This window comes from Pseudomonas asuensis (genome assembly GCF_014646755.1).
Classification (GTDB): domain Bacteria; phylum Pseudomonadota; class Gammaproteobacteria; order Pseudomonadales; family Pseudomonadaceae; genus Chryseomonas; species Chryseomonas asuensis.
Genome location: NZ_BMNW01000012.1, coordinates 1 through 13,785, shown reverse-complemented (window position 1 = coordinate 13,785; position 13,785 = coordinate 1). Strand labels below are relative to the sequence as shown.

13 protein-coding genes are annotated in these 13,785 nt (G+C 51.0%); all 13 read left to right on the top strand.

Features of this window, described 5'->3' with window-relative positions; genetic code table 11:
• Nucleotides 1-53: 53 nt before the first annotated feature.
• The 13 genes from IEX86_RS20655 (at nt 54) to IEX86_RS20595 (ending at nt 13,475) form a co-directional block, all read left to right on the top strand.
• Nucleotides 54-986, top strand: coding sequence for a chemotaxis protein CheV (locus IEX86_RS20655; RefSeq protein WP_188868042.1), 933 nt, complete (start codon nt 54-56; stop codon nt 984-986).
• 43 nt (nt 987-1,029) lie between these two features.
• Nucleotides 1,030-1,857 carry a protein-glutamate O-methyltransferase CheR gene (gene cheR / locus IEX86_RS20650; RefSeq protein WP_188868041.1) on the top strand — a complete coding sequence of 276 codons (828 nt, stop codon included), beginning with the start codon at nt 1,030-1,032 and terminating at the stop codon, nt 1,855-1,857.
• Nucleotides 1,858-2,083: 226 nt separating this feature from the next.
• A complete protein-coding gene (flgB, locus tag IEX86_RS20645; protein ID WP_188868040.1) occupies nt 2,084-2,497 on the top strand; it encodes a flagellar basal body rod protein FlgB in 414 nt (137 codons plus the stop codon).
• Between the two features lie 2 nt (nt 2,498-2,499).
• Nucleotides 2,500-2,943, top strand: coding sequence for a flagellar basal body rod protein FlgC (gene flgC, locus IEX86_RS20640; RefSeq protein WP_188868039.1), 444 nt, complete (start codon nt 2,500-2,502; stop codon nt 2,941-2,943).
• Nucleotides 2,944-2,956: 13 nt separating this feature from the next.
• The gene (locus tag IEX86_RS20635) at nt 2,957-3,667 is read left to right on the top strand and encodes a flagellar hook assembly protein FlgD (protein ID WP_188868038.1); all 711 of its coding nucleotides are present in this window, start codon (nt 2,957-2,959) and stop codon (nt 3,665-3,667) included.
• Nucleotides 3,668-3,694: 27 nt separating this feature from the next.
• Nucleotides 3,695-5,002 carry a flagellar hook protein FlgE gene (gene flgE, locus IEX86_RS20630; protein ID WP_188868037.1) on the top strand — a complete coding sequence of 436 codons (1,308 nt, stop codon included), beginning with the start codon at nt 3,695-3,697 and terminating at the stop codon, nt 5,000-5,002.
• 178 nt (nt 5,003-5,180) lie between these two features.
• Entirely contained in the window at nt 5,181-5,918 is a 738-nt protein-coding gene (flgF, locus tag IEX86_RS20625) for a flagellar basal-body rod protein FlgF (RefSeq protein ID WP_188868036.1), read from the top strand.
• A gap of 51 nt (nt 5,919-5,969) precedes the next feature.
• Nucleotides 5,970-6,755, top strand: a complete 786-nt coding sequence (gene flgG / locus IEX86_RS20620) for a flagellar basal-body rod protein FlgG (RefSeq protein WP_188868035.1) — start codon at nt 5,970-5,972, stop codon at nt 6,753-6,755.
• Nucleotides 6,756-6,784: 29 nt separating this feature from the next.
• On the top strand, nt 6,785-7,480 hold the full coding sequence (gene flgH / locus IEX86_RS20615) for a flagellar basal body L-ring protein FlgH (protein WP_188868034.1): 696 nt from the start codon (nt 6,785-6,787) through the stop codon (nt 7,478-7,480).
• A gap of 11 nt (nt 7,481-7,491) precedes the next feature.
• A complete protein-coding gene (locus tag IEX86_RS20610; protein WP_188868033.1) occupies nt 7,492-8,592 on the top strand; it encodes a flagellar basal body P-ring protein FlgI in 1,101 nt (366 codons plus the stop codon).
• A gap of 12 nt (nt 8,593-8,604) precedes the next feature.
• Entirely contained in the window at nt 8,605-9,846 is a 1,242-nt protein-coding gene (gene flgJ, locus IEX86_RS20605; RefSeq protein WP_188868032.1) for a flagellar assembly peptidoglycan hydrolase FlgJ, read from the top strand.
• Between the two features lie 9 nt (nt 9,847-9,855).
• Nucleotides 9,856-11,907, top strand: a complete 2,052-nt coding sequence (gene flgK, locus IEX86_RS20600; RefSeq protein ID WP_188868031.1) for a flagellar hook-associated protein FlgK — start codon at nt 9,856-9,858, stop codon at nt 11,905-11,907.
• An 11-nt stretch (nt 11,908-11,918) separates the two neighbouring features.
• Nucleotides 11,919-13,475, top strand: coding sequence for a flagellar hook-associated protein 3 (locus IEX86_RS20595; protein ID WP_188868030.1), 1,557 nt, complete (start codon nt 11,919-11,921; stop codon nt 13,473-13,475).
• Nucleotides 13,476-13,785: the final 310 nt, after the last annotated feature.

Here is a 13,785-nt window from a genome sequence, read left to right as displayed (position 1 = left end):
TCCGTGTGCCGTTTTCTGTCATCCGATGGGCCGGCCTTTTCAGGAGTTCACAAATGGCTGGCGTATTAGATGCAGTCAACCAGCGTACTCAGTTGGTCGGGCAAAATCGGCTGGAGCTGCTGCTGTTCCGCTTGGACGGTCCGCAGCTTTACGGAATCAACGTCTTCAAGGTAAGGGAAGTGTTGCAATGCCCTAAACTTACCGTGATGCCAAAGTCCAGCGCTGTTGTACGCGGTGTTGCAAGTATTCGTGGAGGCACATTTCCAATCATGGATCTGGCGCTGGCTACGGGTGGGCGTGGTCTGCAAGACCTGACCAACAGCTTTGTCATTATTACCGAGTACAACACTAAAGTTCAGGGCTTTTTGGTGCGTTCCGTTGAGCGAATCATCAATATGAACTGGGATATGATTCAGCCTCCCCCAAAGGGGACAGGCCGTGACCATTATCTGACAGCGGTGACGCGTGTCGATAATCAGCTGGTCGAAATCATCGATGTAGAGAAAATTCTGTCGGAAGTTGCGCCCTCGGTTGAAACCATTTCTGAAGGTGTAATAGATGTAGTCACCCAGGCTAAGGCTATAACCAAGCACGTTTTGATTGTTGATGACTCTTCAGTTGCGCGTAAGCAGGTAAGCCGGTGTTTGGGAACAATTGGCGTGGAAGTAACAGCACTCAATGATGGACGCCAGGCGCTCAATTTCCTTAAAGATATGGTTGATAACGGTGAAAAGCCGGAGCGGGAACTATTAATGTTGATCTCTGACATTGAAATGCCCGAGATGGACGGCTATACGCTCACCGCTGAAATTCGTAATGACTCACGAATGAGCAATCTCCACATTCTTCTTCATACCTCACTTTCAGGTGTGTTCAACCAAGCTATGGTTAAGAAAGTAGGAGCTAACGATTTCCTTGCTAAATTCCGCCCCGATGATCTTGCCTCTCGGGTAATTGAGCGAATCAAAGCAGCCGATGAAGGCTGAGATGATTAACGCTCTTCTTTTCTGATTCAGGAGCAGAACGGAAGTGTCAGCAGTTAATGCAGATTTTGTGCAGTTCCGTGTCTTTCTCGAAAAGGCGTGTGGAATCCTGCTTGGTGATAACAAACAGTATCTTGTCTCGAGCCGTCTCAATAAGCTGATGGAAACCGAGGGTATCAAGACATTGGGTGAACTGGTTCAGCGTATTCAGAGCCAGCCGCGCAGTGGCTTGAAGGAGAAAGTTGTCGATGCGATGACGACTAACGAGACCCTATGGTTTCGTGATACTTATCCATTCGAGGTGTTGAAGAATCGCCTATTGCCAGAATTGACCAAGGCCAGCCCTGGACAGAGGCTCCGTATCTGGTCAGCGGCCTGTTCGTCGGGTCAGGAGCCCTATTCATTGTCGATGACAGTGGATGAGTTTGAGCGTAGTAGCCCAGGCCAGTTACGTAGCGGCGTGCAAATCGTGGCAACAGATCTATCCGGCGCGATTTTGACAGCAGCCAAATCCGGTGAGTATGACTCTCTGGCGATTGGGCGTGGCCTGTCTCAGGAAAGACTGCAGCGTAATTTTGACGTTGTTCCGCCGAATCGTTGGTCTGTAAAGCCGCCTATTAAAAGTCGTGTTGAGTTTAGAGCGCTGAACCTGCTGGACAGTTATGCCAGCCTGGGCAAGTTCGATATGGTCTTTTGCCGCAACGTGCTGATTTATTTCTCGGCTGATGTGAAGAAAGATATTTTGACGCGAATTCATGGCACGCTTAAACCGGGAGGCTACCTTTTCCTAGGAGCATCAGAGGCCTTAAATGGCCTGCCTGAACTCTATCAGATGGTGCAATGTAACCCTGGCATTATCTACAAAGCGAAATAAGCCAAAGGCCCGACATGTCGGGCCTTTTCTTTTTTGCCTTCTTGTCCTTCCTGTCAAAGATTTGCCGTCCCCATTGCCGCTTGACCCTGCCAGACGCGGAAAAACGTTGCCGCTTTTGGCGCTCCAGTGCGCTGCTATTTCGTAACTTATTGATATGTAAGGTTTTTAATAGTTGGCATGTGCATTGCTAAAGGGAGATAGCCCTTCTGGCAATAGGTTCATGACCATGAGTATCAGTTTCGATAAAGCATTGGGTATCCATCAGCAGGCGTTGAATTTCCGTTCTCAACGCGCCGAAGTGCTGGGCAACAATATTGCTAACGCCGACACGCCTGGATATAAGGCGCGCGATCTGGACTTCTCAGCTGTCCTGGCAGAGCAAGCCAACAAGTCGTCGCATAGCAAGTTCAATCTCGGTACGACTAACGTTCGTCATATTGAGGCTGAAGGTTTCGGTGATCTGTCAGCGGATGCTGCGATGCGCTATCGCATTCCCACTCAGCCTTCGCTGGACCAGAACACTGTAGATGAGCAAATAGAGCAGGCTAACTATGCGGAAAACTCTGTGCAGTTTCAGGCCAGCTTCACATTGCTTAACAACAAATTCAAAGGGCTCATGTCTGCCCTTCGTGGAGAGTAACCATGTCCCTGAGTAATGTATTCAATATTGCTGGTACAGGTATGAGCGCACAAACGACGCGCCTGAATACCATTGCCAGTAACATCGCCAACGCCGAGACCGTTTCGTCGAGTGTGAATGAGACGTACCGTGCCCGTCACCCTGTATTTGCCACCATGCTCAACCAGGCGCAGAACGGCGGTAGCACTTCCTTATTCGATGAGCAGGGTGAGGCTGGTACCGGTGTGCAGGTACTGGGCATTGTGGAAGATCAAAGCAATCTTGAGGCCCGTTACGAGCCCAATCATCCAGCTGCTGATAAAGACGGCTATGTGTACTACCCGAACGTGAATGTTGTTGAGGAAATGGCTGACATGATTTCGGCAAGCCGTGCCTTTCAGACCAATGCTGACATCATGAACACTGCCAAGCAGATGATGCAGAAAGTGTTGACGTTAGGTCAGTAAGCGGAGATCACATATGTCCACCATCAATACGAACACCAATAACACAGGCGTTGCAGCATCAGCGTTGACGAGTCTTACAAGCACGTCGTCAGCAGATTCTGCCACGTCTACCGACAAGAAAGGCAGCCTGGGCAAGGACGACTTCCTTCAGTTGCTGGTAACGCAGCTTAATAACCAGAACCCGCTCAGTCCTCAGGATAACAGCGAGTTCGTGGCTCAGCTTGCACAGTTTAGTAGTGTTGAAAGTCTGCAAAACCTGAATACGTCGGTAAATGGCATAGCGAGCAATTATCAGTCTTCTCAAGCGTTGCAGGCATCCTCGCTCGTAGGGCGTTCAGTGATTGCTCAAACAGGCTCCTCCATGGTGGATACTTCGAAGAGCTTTAACGGCACGCTGATCATGCCAGCTGCAGGCACTAATGTAAGTGTAAGTGTTTACGACACCGCAGGCTCGCTGGTTAAAACCATCGATCTAGGATCCGCTCAGGCTGGCAAGTCCGACTTCATTTGGGATGGTACAGATGATAAGGGCAACAAGTTGAATGCGGGTGTTTATAGCTTCAAAGCAACTGCTGCAATTGATGAGACTAAGCAGGCGCTAACAACTTATCTACCGGCCACGGTTAACAGTGTAACGCTGGGACAAGATGGCGGTGAGATGCAACTTAACCTTGCTGGGCTGGGCAGCGTGACGCTGTCGCAAGTTCAGATGATTGGACAGTAAGCCGGCAGTCCGGCAGAGGAACGTATTATGTCATTCAATGTTGGTCTGAGCGGTCTGAAAGCGGCAAGCACTCACCTGAACGTTACTGGCAATAACATTGCTAACGTAGGTAGCACAGGTTTCAAAGCATCTCGTGCTGAATTTGCCGATATATATGCAACCTCCATGTTTGGTGTAGGTAACAACACAACTGGGAGTGGTGTATTAACGGCCAATGTTTCCCAGCAGTTCAGCCAGGGAACAATCAGCAAGACCGGGAATAGCTTGGATATGGCCATCAATGGCAATGGCTTCTTTATCATGAGCAACAACGGGGCGGAAACCTATACCCGTAACGGTACGTTTAGTACTGATAAAGAAGGCTTCATTGTCGATAATTCGGGTAACCGCCTTCAGGGCTACCGTGCAGATATCGATGGCAACATTGTTCCTGGCGCAATGACTGATCTTGTGGTTGATACCACTAACCAGTTGCCAAAAGCTACTACTGCTGTAGCACAGACATTGACACTGAACTCAAGCTCCACTGTTCCGACGTCCACCACGTTTGATCCTAACTTGGCTTCCAGCTACAACTGGTCCACTTCCGTCAGTGTGTTCGATACCCAGGGTAACGAGCACAACATGATGCAGTATTTCGTGAAGAACGATACGAATCAGTGGACCATGCACGTGACTGTAGATGGCCGCAATCCTGCGGACCCAACATCGACTACACCCTATTCGGCGAATGTGAATTTCGACGCTGCAGGCCGTATGAGCTCGATTGCCTCAACTGATTTCCAAGTTGACGCAAACAATGTGTTAACGATGAACAACTGGGTTCCTGCGGCTGTTAAAGACAGCAAAGCTGATCCTGTTGTATGGGGCCCAAATGGTGCCGCTGCTAATGGTGCCGGTGTGACCCTGGATATCACTAAGGTTACTCAAACCAATAGTAGCTCTGCCGTAACCAAAGTAACGCAGGATGGCTATACAACGGGGCAACTGTCAGGCTTGTCTGTAGACAACTCCGGCACGCTGTTCGCTAACTATACTAATGGTCAATCCAAAAACATCGGCCAGACTGTGTTGGCTACTTTTGCCAATATGCAGGGTCTGCGCCCGGTAGGTGGCACTAACTGGATTCAGACTGTAGCTTCTGGCGAGCCTGTACGTGGTACTCCAGGTTCCGGTGTAATCGGAACAATCGAGTCTGGTTCTCTGGAAGACTCTAATGTGGATCTGACGGCTCAGTTGGTTGACTTGATCGTTGCGCAGCGTAACTATCAGGCCAATGCCAAAACAATCGAAACTGAAAACGCCATTTCCCAGACGATTATCCAGATTCGTTAATAGCGGAAGCAGATTGCCGCTGTCGGCAACAATATTCCGACGTTCCGCAAAAGGCCTCGAAAGAGGCCTTTTTCTTTTGTGTCAATGAATTATGTTTGAATAAAGCACCTGGCACACGGCTTGCTATAGAACCTGTACGAAAGCAGTTCACTGCAAAAAACCGTCGCTAGAGGATTCTATGGACAAGTTGCTTTATGTCGCCATGAGCGGTGCCAGCCAGAACGAAATGGCACAACGCGCCCACGCCAACAACTTGGCGAACGTATCCACTTCAGGGTTCCGTAAGGACTTTGAACAAGCGCGTTCAATGCAGGTGTTTGGTGATACTCATCCCTCACGTGTTTATGCCATGAGTGAGCGTCCAGGCACTGACTTTACGCCTGCAGCGCTTCAGGAAACGGGGCGTGATTTGGACGTGGCTATCGAGGGCAACGGCATGATTGCCGTACAAGCACCCGATGGGAGTGAAGCGTATGTGCGCACCGCAAGCCTGCAAATTGATGCCCTAGGTCAGCTCCGTACCAGCTCGGGCTTTCCTGTTATAGGAAATGGCGGTCCGATTGCTGTTCCTCCTCAGGCCAAAATCGCAATTGGACAAGACGGTACGATCAGTATCCAGGCGCTGGGTGAGAGTCCTCGCGTGCTAGCTGAGGTTGACCGAATCAAATTGGTTAATCCTGACGTCAAGCAAATGGAGAAGGGGACTGACGGTTTAATTCATACCAAAAACCAACAGCCCGCCGCTGCAGATGCTGGTGTCCGTGTTGTTTCAGGTTTCGTAGAAAGCAGCAACGTTAATGCTGCTGAAGAAATGACGTCCGTTCTTGCCTTGGCTCGCCAGTTCGAGTTGCACATCAAAATGATGCGCACTGCTGAAGACAATTCAACCGCTATGGCAAAGGTTTTGCAATCTTAATACTGACTTGCATGAAACGCCGTAAAGCCGGCGCTTGAGGAGAATACTATTATGATGTCTGCACTGTGGGTTAGTAAAACAGGCCTGTCTGCCCAAGACACCAACCTGAGCACCATCTCCAACAACTTGGCCAACGTTTCGACAACAGGCTTCAAGCGTGACCGCGCTGAGTTTCAGGATCTGCTGTACCAGGTACATCGTCAGCCAGGTGCTCAGTCCACTCAGGACAGCCAGCTCCCTTCTGGTCTCCAGGTAGGTACGGGTGTCCGTATTGTTGGAACACAAAAGAACTTTACTGAAGGTAGCCTTCAGACAACAGATCAGCCGCTCGACATGGCTATCAATGGTCGTGGTTTCTTCCAGGTTCTGATGCCGGATGGCTCCGTTTCCTATACCCGTGATGGAACATTCCACCTAAATGCGGATGGCCAGGTTGTTACGGCAAACGGTTTCCCGCTTGAGCCTGCGATTGTCGTTCCCGCCGGAACGAAAACCTTTACCGTTGGTGAGGACGGTACGGTTTCTGTAACAGGTACCGATAGTGCAGCACCGCAGGTAATCGGCAATCTTCAAACCGCGGACTTCATTAACCCAGCGGGTTTGCAAGCTGTAGGCAACAACCTGTTTATGGAAACCGCCGCGAGTGGTGCTCCCCAGAACGGTACGCCTGGCTTGAATGGTTTAGGCACGGTCATGCAGAGCACATTGGAAAATTCGAACGTCAGCACGGTTGAGGAGTTGGTGAACATGATCACCACGCAGCGTGCCTACGAGATGAACTCCAAGGTTATCTCGACTGCCGACCAGATGCTTGGCTTCCTGACCCAGAACCTGTAATCGCTTTTACCTTGCGAGGTCGTTGTTGTATGAACCGCCTTCTTGCTCTTGTTCCTGTACTAGGCGCTACGTTGTTAGTGGGTTGTGTAGCACCAGCTGCCAAGCCCAACGATCCATATTATGCGCCTGTGCTGCCGCGTACGCCCATGCCGGCTGCGCAGAACAGTGGGTCTATTTACCAGCCGGGGTTCGACCAGAACCTGTATACCGACCGCAAGGCTTTCCGCGTCGGCGACATTATTACTATCACGCTGGAAGAACGGACGCAGGCGAGCAAGAACGCGAGTTCAGATATTTCGAAAGACAGCTCAGCCAATCTGGGTGTTGGATCATTATTTGGTACCAAGGCTCAAATCGGTAACCCGCTGTCTGGCGGCAACCTAAACCTTGGTGCTCAATTCGAGGGTTCTCGTGAGTCCTCTGGCGACGCCAAGGCCGCTCAGGGCAATAGCCTGACGGGCTCGCTGACGGTAACTGTGGCAGATGTCATGCCCAATGGTGTTTTGTCCATCCGCGGAGAGAAGTGGCTGACTCTTAATACCGGCAACGAGCTGATGCGTATATCAGGTTTGATCCGGGCTGACGATATCAGCACCAATAACACTGTGTCTTCGACTCGCGTAGCGGATGCCCGCATTACGTACTCTGGTACCGGTGCATTTGCAGATGCCAGCCAGCCGGGCTGGTTAAGCCGGTTCTTCACCAGCCCGCTATTTCCGTTCTGAGGCGTGAAACCATGTTGAAACATTTATGCGTTGCTTTCGCTCTGGTGCTGTCGGCAACAGCAGCCCAGGCAGAACGCCTCAAGGACATCGCCTCGATTCAAGGGGTGAGGTCTAACCAATTGATTGGTTATGGTTTGGTCGTGGGGCTGAATGGTTCAGGTGACCAGACGACTCAGACACCGTTTACGGTCCAAACCTTCAATAACATGATGGCGCAGTTTGGGATCAAGGTTCCCAGCGGTGGAAACGTGCAGCTCAAAAACGTTGCAGCGGTTTCTATTCATGCAGACCTGCCAGCCTTCGCCAAGCCAGGTCAAACGATCGATGTCACTATTTCGTCGATTGGTAATGCTAAAAGCTTGCGTGGCGGTAGCCTGTTGATGGCACCGCTTAAAGGGATCGACGGCAACGTATATGCCGTTGCCCAAGGCAACCTTGTTGTAGGTGGTTTTGACGCTGAAGGTAAAGACGGGTCACGAATTACTGTCAACGTTCCGTCAGCTGGCCGTATTCCGGGTGGTGCAACCGTAGAGCGGCCTGTACCGAGCGGTTTCGATCAGGGTAATTCACTCACGCTAAACCTCAATCGCTCGGACTTCACGACCGCTAAGCACATTGTCGACAAGGTTAATGAGTTGCTTGGCCCGGGTGTTGCAACAGCATTGGACGGTGGTTCGGTACGTGTCACGGCTCCGCTCGATCCTGGTCAGCGCGTTGATTACATCTCCGTGCTGGAGAACCTGGAAGTAAATCCAGGCGAGGCGGTAGCCAAGGTCATTATCAACTCACGTACCGGCACGATTGTAGTGGGGCAGAACGTCAAGGTTTCGCCGGCAGCGGTTACGCACGGCAGCCTGACCGTCACCATCAGCGAAGATCCGATTGTCAGCCAGCCTAATCCGCTGTCCGACGGTCAGACCGCGGTGGTGCCGAACTCGACGGTTAAAGCCAAGCAGGAAGCCAAGCCGATGTTCAAGTTTGGTCCTGGAACAACACTCGATGAAATAGTACGCGCCGTCAACCAAGTGGGTGCAGCACCCAGTGACCTGATGGCGATCTTAGAAGCACTCAAACAGGCCGGCGCCTTGCAAGCCGATCTGATCGTGATTTAACGGAGCAGTATCATGGACTCTCGTTTGGGCGGAACCTACAGCAGTAACGTCGATTCCGGCGCCTTTACCGACCTGAACCGCCTTGCCCAGATGAAGGGCAAGAATCGGGACAGCGAGGAAAACATCAAGAAAGTGGCTCAAGAGTTCGAGTCACTTTTCCTGAACCAGATGATGAAGTCCATGCGCTCGGCCAACGAAGTGTTGGCTGATAAGGACAGCCCGTTCCAGAGCGAGACTACCAAGCAGTACCAGAGCATGTACGATCAGCAAATGGCTGTGTCGCTGTCTCGGGAGGGGGGTGGTCTTGGCCTGTCCTCTGTACTGGAGCGTCAACTTTCCAAGACGGCAAAGACTAGCCATCGCCCCAATCCTTTTGCTCAGGTTGGGCAGGCTAATTCACCAGCAGGTGATGTGGTTGCCAAGCAGGATGGGTTAAAGGCGTCTACAAAACTGGCTTCCGTAGATCCGGCGCGTGATGATTCCAAGCTGCTCAATCAGCGCCGCCTTGCATTGCCAGGCAGGTTCGTTGACCGCGTAATGGCGGGTATCGTACCGGATACCCAGCAGCCGAACGTAGGTCAGCAGCCAACCATTGCAAGTCAATTAAGTGACTCATCCAAGACCGCATTGTCCAGGAGCGATTGGAAACCGTCTCAAGCTTTTGCCGTAACAGCCGATAGACAGGTGAGTACCCATAAAGCGCAAGACGTTAGCGAGCGTCGCTACGCCCAGCCGCCTCTCGCCAGTAAGTCATCGTTCAGTAGTCGTGAAGACTTTGTCAATACGATGCTGCCGATGGCAAAAGAAGCCGCAGAGCGCATTGGCGTCGACCCACGTTATCTGGTTGCCCAGGCGGCACTGGAAACGGGATGGGGTAAGTCTGTTATCCAGCAACAGGATGGCTCTAGCAGCCACAACCTGTTTGGTATCAAGGCTCATGGCTGGAAAGGTGGTTCAGCACGTGCGCTAACAACAGAATTTGTGAATGGCCAGCCTGTAAAAGAGGTCGCCAAGTTCCGTACGTATGACTCGTACGCAGACAGCTTTCATGACTATGTAAGCTTTTTGCAAAACAACGATCGGTATCAGAAGGCGCTTAACAGCGGAGGCGACTCAGAGAAATTCATGAAAGGACTTCAGCAAGCCGGCTATGCCACTGACCCGAACTATGCACGCAAGATAACGCAAATTGCTCAAGGCATTGGTACATACCAGAACATTGCCTCAACTAGCTCAACTACGATTCGTTCATAAGGCCTGATCATGTCGAACCTCATTTCAATCGGACTTTCGGGGCTGTCAGCCAGCCAGAGTGCTCTGAGCACGACAGGCCACAACATTACTAATGCGGACACCGCAGGCTATACCCGTCAGCAAACGGTACAAAAGGCGATTGCGCCGCGCCTGGAAGGAACGTCCTATATTGGCAATGGCACTACGATTGCCGATGTCCGTCGCATCTATAACGACTACCTGGGCACTCAGGTACGGACGACTACGGCGCTCAACAGTGCTTCCCAGGCATTTTATAACCAGGTGAAGCAGGTTGACTCCTTGCTGTCAGACGGTACTACCGGCGTTAGCAAAGTCATGCAGTCCTTCTTTGCAGCTCTGCAGACGGCGGCAGCCAGCCCAACGGATAATGCGTCTCGCCAGCTTTTACTGACGCAGGCTCAGGGCTTAAGCGAGCGTTTTAATTCGATAACCAACCAGTTGGTTGACCAAAATAATTACGTTAATGAACAGCTGGCCAGTATGGCAAGTCAGGCCAACAAACTGGCTGGCAGCGTGGCGCAGTACAACCAGGCTATTGCTGAGGCCTCAGGCAGTGGCGCATCGCCCAACGATCTGTTAGATGCACGTGATGAAGCTGTGCGCCAGCTTTCCGAGATGGTGGGCGTCACAGTTGTTAATCAGGATGGTAACTATAACCTGTATATTGGCTCTGGCCAGCCGCTGGTAGTAGGTAACTCCGTATCCACCTTGGCTGCTGGTCCTAGCCAAATGGACCCGTCGCGCTATGCTGTTACCCTGACCAAGGCCAACACGACGCAGGATGTTTCTTCCGTTGTGAATGGCGGAGAGATGGGCGGACTGCTCAACTACCGAGACAACGTGCTCGATCCTGCTCGTAATGAGTTGGGACGCATGGCTATGGTCCTTACTGAGCAGGTCAACAGTCAATTAGGGCAGGGGCTGAGCCTGAATGGCAATTTCGGCTCACCGATGTTTGCGGATCTTAACAGTGCTACCAACGTATCTCATCGTAGCCTGGCCCAGGTGGGTAATAGCGACAAGAACGCAAGTTTGAACGTCCAGATAAAGGATACCAGCAAGCTGACCACCAGTGACTATGAGGTCACTATGCTGGAAGGTAACCGGTATTCCGTGCGTCGTCTTGACGATAATCAGTCCATGGGCTCCTACAGCCTGGACGCTTCGCCAGCGCCGGTTATTGATGGCTTTACGCTCAATCTGGCTAGCGGTACGGCAGTGAGGGGGGACAAATTCACTGTCATGCCGACGCGTACAGGCGCCGCGGATATTTCCGCTCAGCTTAAGGACGCCACCCAGATCGCATTTGCAGCGCCCCTATCGGCTACGCTTACTACTGGTAACAAGGGCTCAGGCAGTGTGACGCAGCCGGCTTTGACGACTCGGCTGGATGTAAATGATGCTACGGCTAATGCGCAGATGCAGGCGGGTATCAAGAACGGTACACCAGTCAAGATGGTGTTTGGGGCTGCGGCAAATGGGTCGCAAAGTTATTCTGTATTTAATACTAAGGGCGAGACCGTTGGTACAGGCACTATCGTGCCGGGAAACAACAACAAGGTTTCGATTAATGTTCCAGTAGTTGATGACGCTGGGAACGCAGTACTAAATACAGACGGTACGGCCAAGACATTTTCTTTTGAAATGACCGTAAGCGGCTCTCCGTCCCAGGACGATAGTCTGACCGTCTCCTTTAATAAAGGTGGCGCATCGGACAACCGCAACGCTCAACAACTGCTGGGTTTGCAAACTAAAAACTCCATTGGCGTCACTGGCGGTAGTGTAGGGACCAGCATTACTGGTGCCTATAGCTCTCTAATCGAGCGGGTAGGAGCGGTTACCAATCAAGCTGAGCTGGATACCAAAGCAACCACGGCAGTGCTAACCCAAGCTAAAAATAGTCGCGACTCAGTCTCTGGAGTAAATCTGGATGAAGAGGCCGCTAACTTGGTGAAATTTCAACAGTATTACAACGCGTCTGCGCAGGTGATCTCTATCGCCCGCAGTACGTTCGATACGCTGATCAACGCAGTACGATAGAGGCTTTATTCATGCGCATCTCTACTTCACAAATGTTTGCTTCGAATATCGCCGGATATCAGAAAGGCTATTCGAGCATTGTCAAAACCCAACAGGATATCTCCAGCGGTGTACGTATACATACGCCCGCGGATGACCCTGTCGGTGCTGCACGTTTGCTTCAGCTGGAGCAGCAGCAGGCTCAATTGGGACAGTACAAGGGCAACCTGGATACGGCTAAGAACAACCTGTTGCAGGAAGAAAGCGTATTAACGTCTATGACCAATATGCTTCAGCGCGCACGTGAACTGGCATTGTCAGCTGGTAATGGCTCGTATTCGGATATCGATCGTGATTCAGTTGCCGCGGAGCTGGATCAAATTCAGCAGCAGCTTCTTTCTGCGATGAATAGCCGTGACGCCAACGGTCAGTATTTGTTCGGTGGTGCAAAAAGCAGTGAAATACCGTTCACTCAGAACCCGGACGGAAGTTATGGCTATGCAGGCGACCAAGGGTCACTCGACCTGCAGGTTTCCAGTTCAATGCGCTTGTCTTCCAATGATAGTGGTTGGAGTGTGTTCGAAAACGTAGCCAATAATGCACGTACTCAAACACAGTTGACAGCTGCGCCAGCTGGTGGCCAAAAGGCAACAATGGGGCAGGGTGTGGTTGGCAACAGCCAAAGCTTTAGTAATTATTTCCAGGATGGTGCGCCCTATGTAGTAGAGCTGACCAGCAGTAAAGAATACAAAGTTTTCAGCAAAGCCGATCCGAGTCAGGCTTTGGCGACAGGCACAATCGATCCAGCTAAATCCACAAACAATATCTCGTTCCGAGGCGTAGATTTCTCGCTGGGTATTACAGGGCTGTCAAAAGATCCCAATGTGAGTCTGGACACACAGTTGGCAGGGCATCAGTTTGAGCTTACAACCGCCTCGGACAAGTTTTCCGTGTCCGGTCAGAATGCGTCTAATGCTCAGCTAAGTGGCGGCCAGATCGTTAACTCTAATGCCTATACCACGCAGTTCCCTGCTTCTGGTATTTCAGTCAAGTTTACAAGTGCTACAGAGTATCAGGTGTATGCTCAGCCAGTAAGCGAGAGCAGTAAGCCAATGGCTCAAGGAGTACTCAGCGGATCGTCATTGACGTATGCGGGTGTACAGCTGCAGGTGGGTGGGACTCCTCAGGCCGGCGATCAGCTCAGCGTATCGCCTAAGTCTCAGACAACGCAGGGTATATTGGACACACTTTCTAATTTGTCCAAGGCGTTAAGAACCCCTGTAATGGGCAATGAGAGCGCTCAATTCAAGCTGAACGAGTCGCTGAATCTGGCTGTTAAGAATATCGACAGCGCCATGGCTAATGTCGCTTCGACTCAAGCTTCGATTGGTGCACGGTTGAATACAATAGATACGCTTGCAGTTGAAAATGAAAGTTTGAACATGACAAACAAGGCTACTCAATCTGATCTTCGTGACACAGATATGGCTGAGGCGTCATCCAAGCTTATTCTTCAGCAGACGATGCTTGAGGCGGCTCAAGCTTCCTTTGCGCGTGTCAGCCAGTTGAGCTTGTTCGATAAGTTATAAGTTCAAATAACAAAAGAGGCGAGCTTAGGCTCGCCTTTTTTGTTTTTATGATTTGTATTAAAAGCTTTCTACTCAAGGGTAGGAATGTAATCAGGTAAACATCAAACAGGCTACCGATGAAAGGTATGAGTGGCCTCTAAAGCAAATCGAAGCCGGGCCGAAATAAAGAATAACCAGTTTGGGTCACTGCACATTTAAGCGCAGTGGGGGCGAAGTTAGCCAACTGCTTAGGAAACACTGAAGAGAATTCTCCTAAAGCAAATTGAGCAAGCGCCGATAACTTAAACGTAGGTTCTCCAGGCCACTGAGG

Excerpts from the sequence above, each read along its gene's own strand:
- IEX86_RS20655 (WP_188868042.1), top strand. The coding sequence starts at position 54 with ATGGCTGGCGTATTAGATGCAGTCAACCAGCGTACTCAGTTGGTCGGG.
- flgB (WP_188868040.1), top strand. The coding sequence starts at position 2,084 with ATGAGTATCAGTTTCGATAAAGCATTGGGTATCCATCAGCAGGCGTTG.
- flgC (WP_188868039.1), top strand. The coding sequence starts at position 2,500 with ATGTCCCTGAGTAATGTATTCAATATTGCTGGTACAGGTATGAGCGCA.
- IEX86_RS20635 (WP_188868038.1), top strand. The coding sequence starts at position 2,957 with ATGTCCACCATCAATACGAACACCAATAACACAGGCGTTGCAGCATCA.
- flgE (WP_188868037.1), top strand. The coding sequence starts at position 3,695 with ATGTCATTCAATGTTGGTCTGAGCGGTCTGAAAGCGGCAAGCACTCAC.
- flgF (WP_188868036.1), top strand. The coding sequence starts at position 5,181 with ATGGACAAGTTGCTTTATGTCGCCATGAGCGGTGCCAGCCAGAACGAA.
- flgG (WP_188868035.1), top strand. The coding sequence starts at position 5,970 with ATGATGTCTGCACTGTGGGTTAGTAAAACAGGCCTGTCTGCCCAAGAC.
- flgH (WP_188868034.1), top strand. The coding sequence starts at position 6,785 with ATGAACCGCCTTCTTGCTCTTGTTCCTGTACTAGGCGCTACGTTGTTA.
- IEX86_RS20610 (WP_188868033.1), top strand. The coding sequence starts at position 7,492 with ATGTTGAAACATTTATGCGTTGCTTTCGCTCTGGTGCTGTCGGCAACA.
- flgJ (WP_188868032.1), top strand. The coding sequence starts at position 8,605 with ATGGACTCTCGTTTGGGCGGAACCTACAGCAGTAACGTCGATTCCGGC.
- flgK (WP_188868031.1), top strand. The coding sequence starts at position 9,856 with ATGTCGAACCTCATTTCAATCGGACTTTCGGGGCTGTCAGCCAGCCAG.
- IEX86_RS20595 (WP_188868030.1), top strand. The coding sequence starts at position 11,919 with ATGCGCATCTCTACTTCACAAATGTTTGCTTCGAATATCGCCGGATAT.